Source organism: Rhodoferax sp. GW821-FHT10B06 (assembly GCF_059415605.1).
In genome coordinates this window covers 1-19,305 of sequence record NZ_JBWKNO010000009.1, presented here as the reverse complement: position 1 = coordinate 19,305, position 19,305 = coordinate 1, and the positions used below count along the sequence as shown (strand labels likewise).

The following is a 19,305-nucleotide window of genomic DNA, read 5'->3' as shown; positions in this document are numbered from 1 at the left end:
AAGAGCCAAGATTCACATTACCGCCCAGTACATACCAACTACACCCTGAGGAGACAAATCCATGACCAGTTCCAGCTCTGCGATCGAATCCGTGTTGATCGAGAACCGTGTATTCCCCCCTAGCGACGCAATGGTGCAGTCGGCCCGTATTTCAGGTATGGCCGGCTATAACGCTTTGTGTGCCGAAGCCGAGCAGGACTTCGAAGGCTTCTGGAGCCGCTTGGCGCGTGAAAACCTGCAATGGAGCAAGCCGTTTACCCAGACGCTGGATGAGTCCAACGCACCGTTCTACCAGTGGTTTGCCGATGGCGAATTGAACGCGTCGGCCAATTGCCTGGACAAGCACATAGGTACGCCCACCGAAAACAAAACCGCGGTGATTTTCGAGGCGGATGACGGCAAGGTGACGCACACCAGCTACAAGGAGCTGCTGGCGCGTGTCAGCCAGTTCGCGAATGCGCTGAAGGCCGAAGGCGTTCAAAAAGGCGACCGGGTGCTGATCTACATGCCCATGACGCTGGAAGGCGTGATCGCCATGCAAGCCTGCGCCCGCATTGGCGCGACCCACAGCGTGGTGTTTGGTGGCTTTTCGGCCAAGGCCTTGAACGAACGCATCATCGACGCGGGTGCCGTGGCGGTCATCACCGCCAACTACCAGATGCGCGGCGGCAAGGAACTGCCGCTCAAGGCCATCGTGGATGAGGGTCTGGCTCAGGGCGGTTGCGAGTCGGTGAAATCTATCCTGGTGTACGAGCGTACCCCCACGGCCTGCAATATGGTGGCCGGGCGCGACAAGACCTTTGCCCAGGCAATTGCTGGCCAGAGCAGCGATTGCCCGCCCGTGACGGTGGGGGCTGAACACCCGCTGTTCATCCTCTACACCTCGGGCTCCACCGGCAAACCCAAAGGCGTGCAGCACAGTACCGGCGGCTACTTGCTGTGGGCCAAGCTGACCATGGACTGGACCTTCGACCTGCGTTCTGATGACGTGTTCTGGTGCACCGCCGACATTGGCTGGATCACCGGCCACACCTATGTGGCCTACGGCCCGCTGGCGGCGGGCGCCACGCAGATCATTTTTGAAGGCATTCCCACCTACCCGAATGCGGGCCGCTTCTGGCAGATGATCGAGCGCCACAAGTGCAGCATTTTCTACACCGCGCCTACGGCCATCCGCTCGCTGATCAAGGCGGCTGAATCCGATCCCGCCGTGCACCCGGACCGCTCCAACCTGGACAGCCTGCGTATCCTCGGCTCGGTCGGCGAGCCCATCAACCCCGAGGCCTGGATGTGGTACTACAAGAACGTGGGCCACGAGCGTTGCCCAATTGTGGATACCTTCTGGCAGACCGAAACCGGTGGTCACATGATGTCGCCCATGCCCGGCGCCACACCGTTGGTGCCTGGTAGTTGCACCTTGCCTTTGCCCGGCATCATGGCTGCCATCGTGGACGAGGTGGGCAATGACATTCCCAACGGCACGGGTGGCCTGCTGGTGGTCAAACGCCCCTGGCCCAGCATGATCCGCACCATCTGGAACGACCCGGAGCGTTACAAGAAGAGTTATTTTCCCGAGGAAATGGGCGGCAAGATCTACCTGGCCGGTGATGGCGCCGTGCGCAGTGCAGACCGTGGCTACTTCCGCATCACCGGCCGTATTGACGACGTGCTCAACGTGTCCGGCCACCGCATGGGCACGATGGAGATTGAGTCAGCCCTGGTGTCGCATACCTCCCTGGTGGCCGAAGCCGCCGTGGTGGGTCGCCCGGATGATCTGACCGGGGAAGCCATCTGTGCCTTCGTGGTGCTCAAGCGCGGCTGCCCGACGGGTGATGAAGCCAAGCAGATCGCCAACGAGCTGCGCGCCTGGGTGGGCAAGGAAATTGGCCCCATCGCCAAGCCCAAGGACATCCGCTTCGGCGACAACCTGCCCAAGACCCGCAGCGGCAAAATCATGCGCCGTCTGCTGCGCAACCTGGCCAAGGGCGAAGCGGTCACGCAAGACACGTCGACGCTGGAGAACCCGGCGATCCTGGGGCAGCTGGGGCAAACCTATTAATTGGTGTTGCTATATTTTATATAGCTGCTGGCGCAGGTAGTATCTGCGCTAGAGGCCTAAAATGCTTGAAAGCCCGCGCACATGCCGCGGGCTTTTTTTATGGCGGAACCGTTGCCTTATTTCAGCGTCAGCACCCAGGCTGCCAGTTTTTTGGCATCGGCCTCGCTGACGCGCTCATTCGCCGGCATGGGTAGTGGGCCCCAGTTGCAACTGCCAGATGGGCACACGCTGCCTTTGCGGATGGTGTTGGCCAGGCGGTCGGCGGCGGTCTTGTCGGTCTGGTATTTGGCGGCTATGTCTTTGAATGCTGGCCCTACCTTTTTTCTGTCGACGGAGTGGCAGCCCAGGCAGTTCTGGGAGGTGGCCAGCGCCAGGTCTGCCAGGGCCGGGCTGGTCACGCTGCTGACCAGCATCAAACTGAGTAGTGTGCGCAGCATTGTCTGGTGTGGTGTTGGAGTAAAGTGCTTGGTGGAAATTGTAGGCAAGGTCGATTGCGGCATATGCCCGTACCAGGAGGCGAAAATGTTGTTCTTATTCATCGGGGTAGTGACCCTGGTCATGAAGTATATGGAGTGGGCTCCGGTGGCAGGCTGGGACTGGTGGGTCGTACTGTCGCCGTTTGCCCTGGCCGCTCTGTGGTGGGCATGGTCCGATGCCAGTGGCCGTACCAAGCGCAAGGTCATGGAGCGCGAAGACAAGCGCAAGCAGGCGCGTATCGACAAGCACCGTGACGCCATGGGCCTGCCGCCCAAGCGGCCTCGCTGAATCTGTCCGCGCAAGTAAAAAAGCCCAAGGCCGTGCGGCCTTGGGCTTTTTTATGGGGGCCGGTTTTTAGTACGCGTCCAACACCGCACCCTTGCTGGCGCTGGATGCATTGAAGGCGAACTTGGCCTGCACGCCACGGGTGTAGCGCGGCGCGGGCGGGGTCCAGCCTTCGCGGCGCTTGGCGATCTCGGCCTCGGGCACGTTCAGCTCCAGGATCAGCTTGTGCGCATCGATGGTGATGGAGTCACCCTCCTGCACAAAGGCGATGGTGCCGCCTGCAGCCGCTTCCGGTGCCACATGGCCGACCACCATGCCCCAGGTGCCGCCGGAGAAACGGCCGTCGGTGATTAGGCCCACGCTTTCACCCAGGCCGGCACCAATCAGTGCACCCGTGGGGGCCAGCATCTCGGGCATGCCCGGACCGCCCTTGGGGCCCAGGTAACGCAGCACCATCACGTCGCCAGCCACGATCTTGCCGGCCAGAATGGCCGCCAGTGCGGACTGTTCGTCGTCGAACACGCGCGCCGGGCCGGTGATGACCGGGTTCTTCAGGCCGGTGATCTTGGCCACGGCACCTTCGGGCGACAGGTTGCCCTTCAGGATGGCCAAGTGGCCTTCTGCGTACATGGGCTTGTCGATCGGGCGGATCACGTCCTGGTCGGCGCGTGGCACATCAGGCACATCCTTCAGCACTTCGGCAATGGTCTGGCCGCTGATGGTGATGCAGTCGCCGTGCAGCAGGCCGGCGGCCAGCAGCGTTTTCATCACTTGTGGGATGCCACCGGCCTGGTGCAGGTCTACCGCCAGGTACTTGCCGCTGGGCTTCAGGTCGCAGATGACGGGCACTTTCTTGCGCATGCGCTCGAAGTCGTCAATGCTCCATTCGACACCGGCCGCATGCGCGATGGCCAGGAAGTGCAGCACCGCATTGGTCGAGCCGCCGGTGGCCATGATCACGGCCACGGCGTTCTCGATGGCCTTCTTGGTCACGATGTCGCGTGGCTTCAGATCCTTCTTGATGGCCTCGATCAGCACCTTGGCCGACTCCTTGGCCGAATTCATCTTCTCGTCGTGCGGATTGGCCATGGTGGACGAGTAGGGCAGGGAGATGCCCAGTGCTTCAAACGCGCTGGACATGGTGTTGGCCGTGTACATGCCGCCGCAGGAGCCGGTGCCGGGGATGGCGCGTTTTTCGATTTCCAGCAGGTCTTCGTCGCTCATATTGCCGGCAGCGTTCTGGCCCACGGCTTCGAATACGCTGACGATGTTCAGGTCTTGGCCCTTGTAGCGGCCTGGCAGGATGGTGCCACCGTACACATAGATGGCGGGCACATTGGCGCGCAGCATGCCCATCAGACCGCCGGGCATGTTCTTGTCGCAACCACCGACCACCACCACGCCATCCATCCACTGACCGCCCACGCAGGTTTCGATGCAGTCGCTGATGACTTCGCGGCTGACCAGCGAGTACTTCATGCCTTCCGTACCCATGGCCATGCCGTCGGAAATGGTCGGGGTGCCGAAGACTTGTGCGTTACCGCCGGCTTCTTCAATACCCGCGATGGCCGCATCGGCCAGCTTTTGCAGACCGGAGTTGCACGGCGTGATGGTGCTGTGGCCGTTGGCGACGCCGACCATAGGCTTCTTGAAGTCACCTTCTTCGTAGCCCATGGCGTAGTACATGGAGCGGTTGGGCGCGCGCGACTTGCCTTCGGTGATGTTCTTGGAGCGGGGGTTGAGGATGATGGGTTTGGTTTCCATGGTGTCTCTTTTCAGCGTGGGGAGGTGTTTTTTGCAGCGCTGAGTATGCTACGGGTGAAAACCAGGGTCCAATCTATTTTTAGATGCCTATTAATATGCTGTACATATGAATACGATTGAACTACGCCTGTGGAACCAGTTCGCCGTGCTGGCTGAGGAGCTGCACTTTGGCCGCGCAGCGCAGCGCCTGTTCATGACCCAGCCACCGCTGACCCAGGCCATTGCGCAGCTGGAGAAACGGCTTGCAGTGCGCTTGTTTGACCGCACCAAACGCAGCGTGCAACTGACGGCTACCGGCCGTGCCTTGCTGCCCGAGGTGCTGGATCTGCTGGCCCGTGCCCAGGCTTTGCCTGAGCACGCGCGGGCGGCGGCGGCGGGCGAGCTGGGGCGCTTGCGACTGGCTTTTGTGTCCACGGTGGGCTTTGCCTTGCTGCCGCAATGGGTGCGCGGCTTCCGGGCGCTGTACCCCAAGGTGCAGATGGAGCTGGTCGAGGCCACGGGCGATGTGCAGCTGGAGGCGTTTGCGCGTGGCGAGCTGGATGCGGGCTTCATGCTGCACGCGCCCGGCTTTGTACCGCCTGGCCTGGCGCGCCAGGTAGTCAGCCGCGAGGCGCTGGTGCTGGCCCTGCCCGAGCAGCATGCCCTGGCCGCCCAACCCCGCCTGGCAATGGCCGACGTGCTGGACCAGCCGCTGGTGATCTTCCCGCGCCGTATCGTGCCGTCTTTATATGACGCGATCTTTGGCGTGTACCACGCCGCCGGGCGCCTGCCCGAGGTGGCCCAGGAGGCGATACAGATGCAGACCATTGTGAACCTGGTGTCTGCCGGCCTGGGCCTGGCCTGGGTGCCGCAGAGCGTGACCCAGTTCCAGCGGCCGGGGGTGGTGTACCGGGCGCTGGCCGATGCGGTTGGTGTGCCGGGCTGCGAAACCAGTCTGGTCTGGGCGGAGCAGGGGGCCGGCCCGTCGCTTGAGCGGTTTGTGGAGTTTGTGGGGCAGGGTGCTGTTTAGGGCAGCTATATCTTTGATAGCTGCTTGCGCAGTTGTTATCTGCGCCAGAGGCATATTTGCCATGTAATTTCAAACCGGGCTCCTGGCTTTACCGGCCGGCAACATGGCTGCATGCAAAATAGCCGCCATGCTGATCCACCCCCAAATCAACCCCATCGCCCTGCAACTCGGGCCCCTGGCTGTCCATTGGTATGGACTGACCTATCTGGCCGCGTTTGCCTTGTTCATGTTTTTGGGCACGCGCCGCTTACGGCATCCGCCCTTTGTCCATATCCAGGGTCCTGGTGCCTGGGCCAGCAAGGACGTGGAGGACATTCTGTTTCTGGGCGTGATGGGCGTGGTGCTGGGCGGGCGCATTGGCTACTGCCTGTTTTACAAGCCTGACTTTTACTTGAGCCACCCGCTGGAGATTTTGTACGTCTGGCAGGGCGGCATGTCCTTCCACGGTGGCCTGCTGGGCGTGATTGCGTCCATGGTCTGGTTTGCCCATTCGCGCAAACGGCCGTTTTGGCAGGTGGCTGACTTTGTGGCGCCTTGCGTCCCCACCGGCCTGGCCGCGGGCCGGGTGGGTAATTTCATCAATGGTGAACTCTGGGGGCGGCTGAGTTCACCCGATCTGCCCTGGGGCATGGTGTTCCGCGACGGCGGCCCGCTGCCACGCCATCCCTCGCAGGTCTACCAGTTCCTGATGGAGGGCCTGCTGCTGTTCATTCTGCTGTGGTTGTATGCGCGCAAGGAGCGTGCGCAGGGCCAGGTGGCGGCCGCCTTCCTGTTTGGCTACGGGGTGTTCCGTTTCATTGCAGAGTTTTTCCGCGAGCCAGATGCTTTCCTGGGCTTACTCTCTCTGGGTATGAGCATGGGCCAATGGTTGTGCGTGCCGATGATCTTGGGCGGTGCCGGCGCATGGTGGTGGCTGGGGCGCCGGCGTAGGACGGATTAAGACGGCCTTTACCGCTTATTTTCGTTACATATTTTGCTATTTAATTGGTAGCATTCGTTAGAGTTTTTTGGACGCTGTGGTGCTGTTCCTAGGGTTCTGCTCTATGAATTTGCGCAAATCCGCAACCGATAACAGGGGGGGCGAGGGGATGTCGGTTTCAAGGAACTATTTCACGCCTGGTAACAAAATGTCACCCCAAGGCTGCATAATTAAACGATGCCACTTTTAGCTGTAGCCACATAAGACCATGGGAGAACGCGTCGCCAAATGGATTGATGTCGCGCAGCTGCGCCACGGCATGTTTATCCAGCTGGAGCTAGGCTGGATGGACCACCCCTTTCCCAAGGGTAGTTTCAAGATTACTTCGGACGACCAGATCAAGACGATTCTTTCCTTGGGTCTGAGCCGCGTTCGTTATTTCCCCGACCAGAGCGACGAGGTTTCCGAGGTGCCTGATGGGCCTCAGCATGAGCCTGTGTCCGATCCGTCGGGGCTTTTTAAGCCGGAACATGAGCCGGTAGCCCCGCTGCACTCAAGTGGGCAAGACCGTGTACGAGATCTGCGTCGTGAGCGTCTGGAGGCACAGCGGCGCAGCCTGGCCTTGTGCGAACGGCGGTTTGGCGAGGCCACGCAACAATACCGGCGTTTGACCGAGCAGGTCGCCCAGCGGCCTGTACAGCTGCATGACGAAAGCCGGGCGCTGGTGGGGCGCTGTGTGCAGGACTTGCTGGCCGAGAGCGAGTCTGCCATCCGCCTGTTGTCCGAGGCCATGGGCGAACGCAGTGCCGTGCACCCCGTAAATGTGATGGTGATTTCCATGCTGCTGGGCAAAGCACTGGGCCTGCCGTCTGCAGCGCTGGCCGACCTGGGCCTGGCCGGGCTGCTGCACGATCTTGGCAAGATCCAGATGCCTGATCGCCTGCGCTCCGCAGATCCGGGGTTTTCAGCGTCCGAACTGCAGGCCTACCAGGAGCATGTGGACCTGAGCCTGGTATTGGCGCGGCGCATGGGGGCATCGGAGGATGTTTTGCGCGCCATGTCGCAACACCACGAACTGGCCGACGGCAGCGGTTTTCCATCGGGCCTGGTGGGCGCAAACATGTCGGACATGGGCAAGATACTGGCCCTGGTCAACCGCTATGACAATCTGTGCAACCCGCCCCGGCTGGTGAATGCGCTGACCCCGCACGAGGCCTTGTCCCTGATTTTTGCGCAGATGAAGTCGCGTTTCGACGCGGTCACCCTGGGCGCTTTTGTGCGCATGATGGGTGTGTATCCACCGGGTTCGGTGGTGCAGCTGGTGAACGACGGCTATGCCATGGTGGTGTCCGTCAATTCCAGCCGGCCGCTTAAACCCAGTGTGATTGTTTTTGATGCCAGTGTGCCGCGCGACGAAGCGCTGATCGTCAATCTGGAACATGCGCCCGAGATGGGCATTCGCCGCAGCCTGAAGCCGTCGCAGCTGCCGCGCGCGGTGCAGGACTATCTGTCTCCGCGTCAGCGGGTAGCGTACTACTTCGAGCAGATGCCCCATTACGAGAGGCCAGGTAGCGACACATGACGGCTTCCGTGTTGGGGACGCTGATCGAGGGCTTGCCAGAAGCCGTGTGGATTGTGTCGGGTGCAAATTACGCCGTGATGGAAGTCAACGTCGCCGCGCTGGATTTGCTGGGCATGTTGCGGCAACAGGTGGTAGGCCAGCAGGTCACGGTGTTCCTGGCGGCGCTGGAAGATGTTTTTTTCTGGAGCGAATTAGAGCAGGGTGGTTCACAGCGCATACGCTCTGAAACCACGTTGCGCTGCGGCAATGGCAACAGCCGATCGGTGGAGCGCTCTGTCAACCCGGTGCTGTTGCCGGATGGCAGCTCTGTCTACGTGGTGGGACTGCGTGATCTGGGGCCGCTGCGCCAGGTTGAGGGCCAGCTGGAACTGGTGCTGGCCGAGATGCAAGCCACGCTGGAGTCCACGGTGGACGGCATATTGGCCTGCAACCTGAATGGCGTGGTCACAGTGTGCAACCAGCGCTTTTCGGAGTTGTGGGCTGCGCCACACGCGCTTTTACAGGGGCGCAATAGCCAGGCCTTGTACGAGCATATGTCAGAGTCCGTGCACAACGCCGCGGTATACCGCCGGCGCATGGAGCACATTGTTGCGACACCGCTCTACCAGGGAACAGACATCGTCTTGCTGCGCAACGGCCGCGTACTGGAGCGCGTGACCCGGCCGCAAATGAGCCAGGGCCGAGCCATCGGGCGGGTGTATTCGTTTCGCGATATCACCGATCGCGTCGAGTCCGAGGCCAAGCTGCAGCTGGCGGGCAAGGTCTTCGAGGCCAGCCTGGACGCGATTTTCATCGCCGATACGCAGCACCATGTGGTGGCCATCAATCCTGTGTGCATGCGCCTGAGCCGCTGCCTGGAATCGCAACTGTTGGGCCGCTACATTCCGGACCTGTTTCGGGATACCAGCGGCACTGCCTTGTTCTCGCGCATCCAGGGCGGCTGGCAGCGTGACGGCCACTGGGATGGCGAGGCCCTGCATACCCGGGGTGATGACAGCGTCTGTACCGTTCATCTGTCCTGGATTGCCGTGCGTGACGCCCAGGGGCAGATCGTGCAGAGCATAGGTTTCTTCAAGGACTTGACTGAAAAGAAGGCCAACCACCAGCGCATCGAGCAGCTGGCCTACACGGATGTGCTGACCGGCTTGCCAAACCGTCTGATGCTGTCTCAGCGGGTCGACTTTGCGTTGCGCCTGGCGGAGCGCGATGGAGGCGAATTCGCCATCCTCATTCTGGACCTGGACCGCTTCAAGAACATCAATGACTCCTTGGGCCATTTGTTTGGCGATCGGGTGCTGGTTGAGGTCGGACGCCGCATGGCGGCTTGCCTGCGCCAGGTCGATACGCTGTGCCGTCTGGGCGGGGACGAGTTCGTCATGTACCTGCACCAGGCCGATTCGGAAGGCGCCAAGATGGTGGCCGAGCGGGTACTGGAAAGCATGACCGAACCCTTCCATATGGACGACATGGACTTTTCGGTGGGTTGTAGCATCGGCGTGGCCATGTACCCCTCCGATGGGCAAAACCTGGACGACATGATCAAGGCGGCAGACACCGCCATGAACCGCGCCAAAGAGCGCGGGCGCGGCCATTTCCGTTTCTACCAACCGCAGATGAATGTGGCCCTGCTGTCGCGCATGAAGATGGAGCACCGCCTGCGCCTGGCGCTGGATGCTGGCCATCTGCAGCTGTACTACCAGCCCCAGGTCAACCTGGGCGATGGCGAGGTGCTGGGGGTGGAGGCCCTGATACGCTGGTTCGACCCCGAGTTGGGCCAGGTGTCGCCGGCTCACTTCATTCCGTTGGCCGAAGAGTCTGGCTACATCACCACGATTGGCTCCTGGGTATTGACTGAGGCCGTGCGCCAGGCTGCGGTCTGGCAACGCGCGGGAACGGCGCGCACTGTATCGGTGAATGTCTCGGCTTTGCAGTTCCAGCAGGCCGATTTTGTGGAGCGGGTGGCCGGTGTTTTGCACCAATTTGGGCTGGACCCTCGGCTGCTGGACCTGGAGCTTACCGAGTCCATTTTGGTGCAGGACGCGGAAGAGGCTTTTGCGCGTCTGCAGGCGCTAGCTGCGCTGGGCGTGGTGCTGTCGATTGACGATTTCGGCACCGGCTATTCCAGCCTGGCGTATCTGAAGAAGTTTCCCATCCACAAACTCAAGATCGACCGTTCGTTCATCCGCGGGCTGCCGTCGGACGAAAGCGATCTGGCTATCGTCAGCGCCATCATCCAGATGGGCCGTGCGCTTAAGCTCACCATCATCGCGGAGGGTGTGGAAACCATAGCCCAGCGCCAGGTACTGCAGGGCTTGCGTTGTGAGCAGTACCAGGGGTTTTTGTATTCGGCGGCGGTGCCGAGTGGCGATCTCGACAGCGTGATCGACGATGCGGTCGGAAGGTTTGCCGAGGCCCGCTGAAAGGGGCGACGCAGGGTAGAGGGTGTCTGCGAATGTCACCGGACCGGCATCCTGAACCGGGGTTCAGGTGGGCTAGGTCACCCTGAAGTTGGGTTCATCTAACGCGAGATGATCACGCTCCCCAGGGGATATTCCAGGCCCGGGCTCATAGAGCATTGGTTCAAGGAAATATAAAGCCCGGCATACATCGCAGACAACCCGATTCTAGGCGATTCAGCGCAGCGCCAACGTACCGGAAGTAAAGTTCTAGAGCAATTGCCCGTCGTCGCCCAGGGCCAGGTCGAGCTTGGTGATGAGGGCTGCCAGCGCGGGGTCGCCGTCCTCTGCGGCTTCGGCGCGGGGGCTGAGCGGTGCGGCGGCCGGGTTGTTGCGGTCGGACAGGTCGAACGCCAGGTTCAGCGCGGCCAGCACGGCAATGCGGTCGCGTGCCTTGATCTTGCCACCATCGCGGATGGCGCACATGGCTGTGTCCACCATCTTCACCGCATCCAGCAAACGGGCTTCACCGTCCTCGGGGCAACCCAGGCGGTAACTTTGGCCCAGGATCTGTACTTCCACTTGCTTCATGGCTGGTCCTTGCGGGGGGCTGCGCGCACGGCCGGCGGGCTGCTGATTTCTGGCAGGCGTTCCAGCAGGGCGTCGATGCGGGCACGCGCTGCGCCCAGGCGGGACTTCAGCGAGTCGCGTTCCTGGGCCAGGCTGTTGACCTGTTCGGTCAGCAATTGGTTGGTGCGTTGCAGCTCGCGGTAACGCAGCAGCAGGCGCTCGGTGCGTTCAGCAATGTGTTCAATTTGGGTGGGGGAGGCCATAAGCTCTGTGATTGTAGTGGTGCGCCGTGGCGTCGTAAAATCGTGGACTCGCTACGCATAGCATGGTTTACACGCCGTAGCTCAGCGGCTTGCAACAGCGGGCCTGCCTGAGCGGACGCCCCGCATCGATTTCTCCACCATCCCTATCCACGCAAGTGCTTATCCAGGACCATGCCCGTCCACACCTTTCGCAGTGAACTCATACTCGGCGGCCAGAAAAGTGGCAAGTCGCGCCGGGCCGAACAAATGGCCGCCGACTGGCTGGCCGCATCGCCCGCACACCGCGCTGTCTTCATCGCCACCGCCCAGCCCTGGGACGACGAAATGCGTGTGCGCATTGCCCGCCACCAAAGCGACCGGGCCGAGCGCGTGCCCGGCATGGCCACGGTGGAGGAGCCGCTGCGCCTGGGCGAGGCCATAGCCCAGCACAGCCGAGCCGATACCCTGGTAGTGGTGGACTGCCTGACGCTCTGGTTGACGAACTTGCTGATGCCGCCAGACTTTGAAGAAAAAAGGCCTGCAGCGCAGGAAGTACCAGCGCCAGTAGCTATATTTTTGGAAGTAATCACGCAGGCACCCGGCCCGCTGATATTGGTGGGCAACGAGATCGGCCTGGGCGTCATCCCCCTGGGGCGCGAGGTGCGCGTCTTCGTGGATGCGTTGGGCAGTCTGAACCAGCAGGTGGCGCAGCGCTGCCAGCGGGTCACCTTGATGGCCGCTGGTTTGCCCCTGAGCCTGAAGGACGCTGCTTGAAGCTGCCCTATCTGTTTCTGTGGCTGCTGCTATGCCAGGCCCTGCCTGCCCAGGCGCTGCAGCTCACCGATGACCGAGGCACGCTGGTGCAGTTCAGCCAGGCGCCGCAGCGCATCGTCAGCCTGCTGCCGTCCTTGACCGAAAGCATTTGTGCGCTGGACCAGTGCCAGCGCCTGGTGGGTGTGGACCGCTATTCCAACTACCCGGCCAGCGTGCGCGGTTTGCCGCAGGTGGGCGGCGGGCTGGACCCGAATATCGAGGCCATCGTCGCCCTGCGGCCTGACGTGGTGGTGCTGGCCACCGCCTCGCGCGCCAGTGCGCGGCTGGAGGCGCTGGGCCTGAAAGTGGTGGCGCTGGAGCCTAAAACCTCGGCCGATGTGCGCCGCGTGCTGGACAAGCTGGGCCAGTTGCTGGACGTGCCCGACGCCGCCCGCATCTGGCGCAACATCGATGCCGGCGTGGCCGCTGCTGCGCAGTCGCTGCCGGCGCGGGTCAAAAACACGCGGGTGTATTTCGAGGTGAATGCCGCGCCCTATGCCGCCGGCACCGCGTCATTCATCGGTGAAACTATGGCCCGCTTAGGCGCACAGAACGTGGTGCCCGCCGCGCTGGGCCCATTCCCCAAGCTGAACCCCGAATTTGTGGTGCGCGCCAACCCGGACCTGATCATGGTCGGCGACCGCAATACGCTGAACATGGCGCAGCGCCCCGGCTGGGCTGGCATACGCGCCATCCGTGAAAAGCGTGTTTGCGTTTTCACGCCCGAGCAGTCGGATACCCTGGTGCGCCCCGGCCCGCGCATGGCCGAGGCGGCGCGCACCATGGCCGCCTGCCTGCAGGACAAAGCTCCGTGAACCCACGCAAAGCCTGGCCCACAGCTGCGGTGTTGCTGCTGTTGTCCGTTGTCTTGTTGCTGGTCGGCGCCAGCATTGGCAGTACCGGTCTGGACAGCCTGCTGGCCGCACGCCATGACCCCGTGGCGCTGCAAATCTTGTGGGATATCCGCCTGCCGCGCACCCTGGGTGCCTGGCTGGCAGGGGCCTTGTTTGCACTGGCTGGTGCGGTGGCGCAGGGCCTGTTCCGCAATCCGCTGGCCGACCCGTATCTGCTGGGCAGCGCGTCCGGCGCGTCGCTGGCGATTGCCGTGGCCCTGGCGCTGCTGGGCGTGTCACCGGCCGCTACCGTTTGGCTGGTGCGCCTGGGGTTGACCGGGGCGGCGTTCGCCGGCGCGGTGGGCGGCGTGCTGCTGACCCTGGTGCTGGCGCGTGGTGTGCAGCACACGCTGCGCCTGCTGCTGGCCGGCGTGATCGTCGGCGTGGTGCTGGGCGCCGCCAAAGACCTGGTGCTGCAGGCCGTGCCCGAGATTTTGAGCGCCAGCGTGGGCTTCAACCTGGGCACCACCGGCTTCATAGGCTGGAGCGCGTGCCTACTGATGGCCGGCGTGTGGGCGCTGTGCCTGCTGGTGGCCTGGATGTTGGCGCCGGTATTGGACGGCCTGAGCCTGGGCGAGGTCACCGCGCGCAGCCTGGGCCTGCCGCTGTCGCAGATGCGGGCCGCGCTGATTGCGGTGCTGGCGCTGGCCACTGGCACGGCCGTGGCGCAGAGCGGCATGATCGCCTTCGTCGGCCTGGTGGCTCCGCACCTGGCGCGCTCGCTGGTGCCGACCACGCACGGCCGTTGGATGGTTTTGTCCAGCCTGACCGGCGGCGTATTGCTGATGGCGGCCGACATCCTGGCGCGCTGGCTGACTGCTCCGCAAGAACTACCGGTGGGCGTGTTGACGGCCGCACTGGGCGGCTGCTATCTGCTCTGGCGCATGCACAAGCGCACGGTGGGTGTGCTATGAAAAAAATAGCTGTCCGCGCAATTGGAATCTGCGCCAGCCTGGGAAATGTGCCTGTGCTGCATGGTATCGACCTGGCGTTGGGCGCAGGTCGCTGGACCAGCATCGTCGGCCCCAACGGTGCGGGCAAATCCACCTTGCTGAAGGTGCTGGCCGGCTTGTTGCCCTGCACCGGCAGCGTCGAGCTGCTGGGCCAGCCCTTGGCCGCCTTGTCGGGCCGTCAGCGCGCACAGCAGCTGGCCTGGCTAGGGCAGGGCGAAAGTGGTGAGGGCAGCGCAGATGATTTGACGGTGTGGGACGTGGCCATGCTGGGCCGCCTGCCGCACCAGCCTTGGCTGGCCGCACCCAGCGCCGCCGACCATGCCGCCGTAGAGCAAGCCCTGCGCGCCACCCAGGCCTGGGACTGGCGCGCCCGCAACCTGGGCCAGTTGTCCGGCGGCGAGCGCCAGCGTGTGCTGCTGGCGCGGGCCTTGGCGGTGCAGGCCCCCGTGCTATTGATGGACGAGCCCCTGGCCAACCTGGACCCTCCTCACCAGACCGATTGGTTGCTGCTGGTGCGTGCGCTGCTGGCGCGCGGCCACACCGTGGTCAGCGTGCTGCACGAGGTGTCCATGGCCTTGCAGGCCGACGACATGCTGGTGCTGGCCCAGGGCCGGGTGCTGCACCAGGGCGCTTGTGGCGATGCGGCCACACAGCGCGCGTTGGAGCAGGTGTTTGACCAACGAATCACCGTACAGCGCATAGCCAACCAGTGGGTTGCGCTACCAAAATTAGAGTAAACAGAATGAACGACCACGCCTTCAGCGCGCCCGAGCGCCAAGCCGTCTACCGCGCCATCTACGAGCGGCGCGACATGCGCCATTTCAACGGCGGCGAGGTCGAGCCCGAGCTGCTGCGTCGCCTCTTGCTGGCCGCACACCACGGCCCCAGCGTGGGCTTCATGCAGCCCTGGCGCTTCATCCGCGTCTCGGCGCCGGCGCTGCGCCAGCAGCTGCACGCCGTGGTGGAGGTGGAGCGCGTCCGCACCGCCCAGGCCATGGGCGAGCGCGAGGACGACTTCATGCGCCTCAAGGTGCAGGGCCTGCTGGACGCTGCCGAGCTGCTGGCCGTGGTGCTGCCCGATGGGCGCGAAAAGCACATCTTCGGCCGCCGTACCCTGCCGCAGATGGACCTGGCCTCCACCTCCTGCGCCATCCAGAACCTGTGGCTGGCGGCGCGCGCCGAGGGCCTGGGCATGGGCTGGGTGTCGATCTTCGACCCGCTCACCGTGGCCGAGGTGCTGGGCCTGCCCGCAGGTGCCGAGCCGGTGGGCCTGCTGTGCCTGGGGCCGGTGGCCCAGTTCTACGATCGGCCCATGCTGGAGGAAGAAAACTGGGCCCGCCGCGAAGCCCTGGCCGACCTGGTGTTCGACGACCAGTGGGGCCAGGCATCCACCTTGTTCGCAGAGGGAAAATAGCCTTTATGCAGATCCGTAGCTACCAAACCTCCGACGCAGCCACCGTGGTCGCCCTGTGGCAGGCCTGCGGCCTGACCCGCCCCTGGAACGACCCCTACAAAGACATTGCCCGCAAGTTGCAGGTGCAGCCCGAGCTGTTTCTGGTGGGCGAGCTGGACGGTCAACTGATCGCCACGGCCATGGCCGGCTACGACGGCCACCGTGGCTGGGTCAACTACTTGGCCGTGGCGCCTAGCCACCAGCGCCGCGGCTATGCGGCCCAATTGATGCAGCACATCGAGCAACAGCTGCTGGCGCTGGGCTGCCCCAAGCTGAACATGCAGGTACGCACCAGCAACAGCGCCGTGCTGGCCTTTTACCGCCGCCTGGGCTACGCGCAGGACGAGGCCGTGAGCCTGGGCAAGCGCCTGATACCCGACGGCCCGGCGCAGTGAGCGCGCTGAACAAACCAAGGATTTCCATGACACCCATCAGTTCCCCCGCCGACATCGCCGCATCGCTGACCGAACATTGGTCGCCCCGCGTGATCGCCGAGCTGGACGACTCGTACATCAAGGTCGCCAAGGTGCTGGGCTCCTTGGCCTGGCACAGCCATGAACATGAGGACGAGCTGTTCATGGTGCTCAAAGGCCATCTGCGCATCGAGCTGGAAACCGGCGTGGTCGATCTGTGCCAGGGCGAGATGTATGTCGTGCCCAAAGGCACGCGGCACAACCCGGTAGCGGAGGAGGAATGCCACATCATGCTGATCGAGCGCAAATCGACCCTGCACACCGGCGATGTGGCCACCGACAAGACGCGTTCGCTCGCCGACCAGTTGCGGCCGCTGGCCCGTGCTTGAAAGCATGCTGCTGATTGCTCTTGTACTGCTGATAGCCCTGGTGGTGGACTGGCGCCTGGGCGAGCCGCCTAGCTGGTGCCACCCGGTGGTGTGGATGGGCAATGCCCTGGGTTGGGCTGGGCGCCGCGTGGCGCCGTTGGACGGTCCGGTGCCGGCACCCGACCCCGATTACAAGTCCTTTTGGCTGGGAGCGCTCGTTTGGTGTACGGGGGCTGCTATGGTTTGCATAGCAGCTGTGGCGGCGCAAAAAGGCCTGTTGTGGCTGCCGCAGCACTTTCACAGCCTGTGGGCCACGGCCCTGGCCGTGCTGCTGCTGGGCCTGCTGCTCAAGCCGCTGCTGGCCTGGGCCATGCTGTACAGCGAGGTGCAGGCGGTGGAAGACGCCTTGGCCCAGTCCCTGGACGCAGGCAGGGAACGGCTGTCCTGGCTGGTCAGCCGCGACGTGACGCAGCTCAGCGAAAGCGAGGTGCGTGAAAGCGCCATCGAGTCGCTGGCCGAGAACCTGAACGACTCGGTCGTCGCCCCTATCTTCTGGTTCCTGCTGCTGGGCCTGCCCGGCGCGGCGCTGTACCGCTTCGCCAACACCGCCGACGCCATGTGGGGCTACCGTGGCGTGCGCAATGGCCAGGTGTGGGAATGGGCCGGCAAATGGGCGGCCTGGGTCGATGACGTGCTGAGCTGGCTGCCCGCACGCGTTACCGCCGTGCTGTTGCTACTGGTCTCCGGCGGCCGCGGTTGGCGCGCGCTGGTCACGCAGGCGGCCTACACGCCGTCGCCCAACAGCGGCTGGCCCATGGCCGCCATGGCCTTGGCACTGGATGTGCGGCTGGGCAAGCCGGGCGTGTACGTGTTGCATCCCACGGGCCGCGTACCGGGCGCAACCGATATGTACCGCGCCGGAATCCATGCGCGCAATGCGCTGCTGGCGCTGGTGTTGATTACGCTGTTAGCTCTGTTTTTTATAGCGCGGTGAGTGACTGCGCGCAGCGGCAGGTGGCATGTCCAACGCCTGTCACAGGATTGCCCTACACTTTCCAGCCTTATGCCGTGTTGGAGCATGTGCTTCCAGCGCAAGCAGCTATATATTGAATAGCACATGAGCTCTTTTTTCACCCATGGCGGCCCAGATGCGCTGGGCGTGCCGCGCTGGGATTTCTCGACCAATAGCAACGCCTGCGGCCCGTGCCCGCACGCCTTGGCCGACTTGCAGCAGGCCGACGCTACGCGCTATCCGGACCCGCACTACACGGCCCTGAAAGAGCAACTGGCAGCCTTTCACGGCGTGGGCACGCAGCGCGTCGTGCTGGCAGGCAGTGCTAGCGAGTTCATCCACCGTATCAGCGCTGTGCATCAGCGCCAGCGCGTGTACCTGCCGAAGCATCATTACGGCGACTATCTGCAAGCCGCCCAGGCCTGGGGGCTGACCCAGTCCGATGCGCAGCAAGCCCAGTTGCTGTGGACCTGCGAGCCATCCAGCCCCTTAGGCCAGGCCCACCCCGGTCTGGCGGAATTGGTGGACGGCTTGCGGCCCGACCAGCAGCTGGTGCTGGACTGCGCCTACGCCCCGCTGCGCCTCGACGGCGCTCCCAGTCTGGATGCCGACCGGCGTGACCGGGTCTGGCAGATGTGGACGCCCAACAAGGCCCTGGGCCTGACGGGTATACGCGCGGCGTATGTGATTGCACCGTTGGGGGCAGATGTGCAGACCGTGTCCATGCTGTGCCCGTCCTGGCCGGTGGGCGCGCACGGCGTGGCCATGCTGCAAGCCTGGTGCCGCCCGGCTAGCCAGCAGTGGCTGGCGCAGAGCCTGGTAAAGCTGCGGGCCTGGAAGGCCCGGCAGATTATTCTGTGTCGTACCCTTGGCTGGGAATGCCTGCCCAGCAGCGCGAACTTCTTTTGTACCCGGCCCAGCGGGGACGATTTACCGCTGCGCCTGCAGCGTTTGCGCGCGCGTGGCATCAAGCTGCGGGACGCGGCATCTTTTGGCTTGCCGGGTTATGTCCGCCTGGGGGTGTTGCCGCCGTTGGGGCAGGATGCGTTGGCGGCGCCGGGGTAGGGGTGGGCGGAGCGGCAGTCTTTGGGGCTGCGGCATAGATGAACCCGGCTACTAGGAAACTCAGGAAGAGTAGTGCTTGTAGAAGAGCAAACATGCCCTGCCATTGCAGCGCCTTAATGACAGGCAGGTACCCGACTTGTGGATTGTTCAGGTGCTTTTTGAGTTGTCGAGTTACAAGCCAGGCAACCCAACGAGGAAATGGAATGAAGTACTCGCGGAGCACTCGCTCAAGGCGAATACCTGTCTCCAGCGTAATACCCCATATGCCCGCACTCTCCTCAATCTTCTTCTCTTCGTCTTGGTGCCTTGCAAGATGCTCAGTAAAAGTTTTGCGAACCGCTGCTCCTGTTTCTATTTGGATCTCGCACCGTAGGGCGTATAGCCTCGAAATCAGGCCAAAAAGGCAAGAGACGCAAAGGAGCGCACCGCAAGTAAGGTACCCGACTTGAGTGATGAAAGGTAGTAGCTTGTCAGCGTTTGTGATGAAGAATGCTGCGACGGTAGCAGTACCGACTAGGAGCCACGTTGAAAACTCAGCGATTGGTTTGCTTGCTTTGAAGCTAGCCTCGAACATAGAAGACACGATCGCGTTTTCAGCGTTTTGACGCGCGAGACGGTTCCACTCGAGGAGAGGTGCTGTTCTGGGATCGGCGGTCATTTAAATCTAACGAATGAAAGGAGCTTCCCCATCCCAAGCCAATTGCATCTCTTGGGGTTGCAGTGATCGGCCACAAAATGCCACGATGGAGAGGCCCAGCTTTTCATCAAAGTACTCGCTTGAATGGAGGAAGTTCGTGGCCATCGTAACCGTAGGCATCGCTCTGGCAAGGAGCGTTTTTGTCGGCACAGTGTGAAAACTGCGTGCATAGTCGATTTGTCGCGTGCCGAAGTCTTGCGCGCTGACTCGCCTAATCGTTATGGGTGCCTGCTTTGCTCGGACAGGCTATGCGGCTCTCGGCCGGGATGTGCGCCCGGCGGCGCAGTAACTTTTCTTTTGCGCAAAAGAAAAGTCACCAAAAGAAAGGCGCCCCC

The 19,305-nt window shown here is 63.0% G+C and carries 19 protein-coding genes and 1 other RNA gene; 15 read left to right on the top strand and 5 right to left on the bottom strand.

The genetic code is table 11. The annotated features are described in order from the left end of the window. Window positions 1-61 precede the first annotated feature (61 nt). Complete coding sequence (acs, locus tag AC07O2_RS15110; RefSeq protein ID WP_495076567.1) at window positions 62-2,059, top strand: acetate--CoA ligase; 1,998 nt, start codon at window positions 62-64, stop codon at window positions 2,057-2,059. A gap of 116 nt (window positions 2,060-2,175) precedes the next feature. Here acs and AC07O2_RS15105 read toward each other — a convergent pair whose 3' ends face one another. Beyond that, window positions 2,176-2,496: a c-type cytochrome gene (locus AC07O2_RS15105; protein ID WP_495076566.1), complete on the bottom strand. Its 321-nt coding sequence runs from the start codon at window positions 2,494-2,496 to the stop codon at window positions 2,176-2,178. 85 nt (window positions 2,497-2,581) lie between these two features. On the opposite strand from AC07O2_RS15105, the gene AC07O2_RS15100 reads away from it, so the two are divergent. After that, a complete protein-coding gene (locus AC07O2_RS15100) occupies window positions 2,582-2,824 on the top strand; it encodes a TIGR04438 family Trp-rich protein (RefSeq protein WP_495076565.1) in 243 nt (80 codons plus the stop codon). A gap of 66 nt (window positions 2,825-2,890) precedes the next feature. On the opposite strand, the gene ilvD is transcribed toward AC07O2_RS15100, so the two are convergent. Continuing rightward, complete coding sequence (ilvD, locus tag AC07O2_RS15095; protein ID WP_495076564.1) at window positions 2,891-4,585, bottom strand: dihydroxy-acid dehydratase; 1,695 nt, start codon at window positions 4,583-4,585, stop codon at window positions 2,891-2,893. A 106-nt stretch (window positions 4,586-4,691) separates the two neighbouring features. Here ilvD and AC07O2_RS15090 point away from each other — a divergent pair, with 106 nt between their 5' ends. From AC07O2_RS15090 to AC07O2_RS15075, 4 genes are all read left to right on the top strand, one after another. Beyond that, complete coding sequence (locus tag AC07O2_RS15090; RefSeq protein WP_495076563.1) at window positions 4,692-5,594, top strand: LysR family transcriptional regulator; 903 nt, start codon at window positions 4,692-4,694, stop codon at window positions 5,592-5,594. 127 nt (window positions 5,595-5,721) lie between these two features. Next, complete coding sequence (gene lgt / locus AC07O2_RS15085; protein WP_495076562.1) at window positions 5,722-6,534, top strand: prolipoprotein diacylglyceryl transferase; 813 nt, start codon at window positions 5,722-5,724, stop codon at window positions 6,532-6,534. Window positions 6,535-6,781: 247 nt separating this feature from the next. Continuing rightward, window positions 6,782-8,095, top strand: coding sequence for a cyclic di-GMP phosphodiesterase (locus AC07O2_RS15080; RefSeq protein ID WP_495076561.1), 1,314 nt, complete (start codon window positions 6,782-6,784; stop codon window positions 8,093-8,095). Then, window positions 8,092-10,515, top strand: coding sequence for a sensor domain-containing protein (locus AC07O2_RS15075; protein WP_495076560.1), 2,424 nt, complete (start codon window positions 8,092-8,094; stop codon window positions 10,513-10,515). The genes AC07O2_RS15080 and AC07O2_RS15075 overlap by 4 nt, the downstream gene beginning before the upstream one ends. Window positions 10,516-10,534: 19 nt before the next feature. Here AC07O2_RS15075 and ssrS read toward each other — a convergent pair. From ssrS to AC07O2_RS15060, 3 genes are all read right to left on the bottom strand, one after another. Beyond that, window positions 10,535-10,714, bottom strand: a non-coding RNA gene (gene ssrS / locus AC07O2_RS15070) — 6S RNA. A 47-nt stretch (window positions 10,715-10,761) separates the two neighbouring features. Then, entirely contained in the window at window positions 10,762-11,082 is a 321-nt protein-coding gene (locus AC07O2_RS15065; protein ID WP_490593883.1) for a cell division protein ZapA, read from the bottom strand. Beyond that, on the bottom strand, window positions 11,079-11,324 hold the full coding sequence (locus AC07O2_RS15060) for a DUF904 domain-containing protein (RefSeq protein ID WP_495076559.1): 246 nt from the start codon (window positions 11,322-11,324) through the stop codon (window positions 11,079-11,081). The genes AC07O2_RS15065 and AC07O2_RS15060 overlap by 4 nt, the downstream gene beginning before the upstream one ends. Window positions 11,325-11,495: 171 nt before the next feature. Here AC07O2_RS15060 and cobU point away from each other — a divergent pair, with 171 nt between their 5' ends. The 9 genes from cobU to AC07O2_RS15015 all read left to right on the top strand — a co-directional run bounded on the left by cobU (window position 11,496) and on the right by AC07O2_RS15015 (window position 18,273). Beyond that, the gene (gene cobU, locus AC07O2_RS15055) at window positions 11,496-12,077 is read left to right on the top strand and encodes a bifunctional adenosylcobinamide kinase/adenosylcobinamide-phosphate guanylyltransferase (RefSeq protein WP_495076558.1); all 582 of its coding nucleotides are present in this window, start codon (window positions 11,496-11,498) and stop codon (window positions 12,075-12,077) included. Then, window positions 12,074-12,931, top strand: coding sequence for an ABC transporter substrate-binding protein (locus AC07O2_RS15050; protein ID WP_495076557.1), 858 nt, complete (start codon window positions 12,074-12,076; stop codon window positions 12,929-12,931). The genes cobU and AC07O2_RS15050 overlap by 4 nt, the downstream gene beginning before the upstream one ends. Continuing rightward, entirely contained in the window at window positions 12,928-13,923 is a 996-nt protein-coding gene (locus AC07O2_RS15045) for a FecCD family ABC transporter permease (RefSeq protein ID WP_495076556.1), read from the top strand. The genes AC07O2_RS15050 and AC07O2_RS15045 overlap by 4 nt, the downstream gene beginning before the upstream one ends. Then, the gene (locus AC07O2_RS15040; protein WP_495076555.1) at window positions 13,920-14,699 is read left to right on the top strand and encodes an ABC transporter ATP-binding protein; all 780 of its coding nucleotides are present in this window, start codon (window positions 13,920-13,922) and stop codon (window positions 14,697-14,699) included. The genes AC07O2_RS15045 and AC07O2_RS15040 overlap by 4 nt, the downstream gene beginning before the upstream one ends. Before the next feature lie 5 nt (window positions 14,700-14,704). Next, window positions 14,705-15,376 carry a 5,6-dimethylbenzimidazole synthase gene (gene bluB, locus AC07O2_RS15035; protein ID WP_495076554.1) on the top strand — a complete coding sequence of 224 codons (672 nt, stop codon included), beginning with the start codon at window positions 14,705-14,707 and terminating at the stop codon, window positions 15,374-15,376. A gap of 5 nt (window positions 15,377-15,381) precedes the next feature. Continuing rightward, a complete protein-coding gene (locus tag AC07O2_RS15030) occupies window positions 15,382-15,810 on the top strand; it encodes a GNAT family acetyltransferase (RefSeq protein WP_495076553.1) in 429 nt (142 codons plus the stop codon). A 26-nt stretch (window positions 15,811-15,836) separates the two neighbouring features. Beyond that, the gene (locus AC07O2_RS15025) at window positions 15,837-16,217 is read left to right on the top strand and encodes a cupin domain-containing protein (protein WP_495076552.1); all 381 of its coding nucleotides are present in this window, start codon (window positions 15,837-15,839) and stop codon (window positions 16,215-16,217) included. Between the two features lie 4 nt (window positions 16,218-16,221). After that, a complete protein-coding gene (cbiB, locus tag AC07O2_RS15020) occupies window positions 16,222-17,190 on the top strand; it encodes an adenosylcobinamide-phosphate synthase CbiB (RefSeq protein WP_495076551.1) in 969 nt (322 codons plus the stop codon). Between the two features lie 123 nt (window positions 17,191-17,313). Further along, entirely contained in the window at window positions 17,314-18,273 is a 960-nt protein-coding gene (locus AC07O2_RS15015) for an aminotransferase class I/II-fold pyridoxal phosphate-dependent enzyme (RefSeq protein ID WP_495076550.1), read from the top strand. Window positions 18,274-19,305: the final 1,032 nt, after the last annotated feature.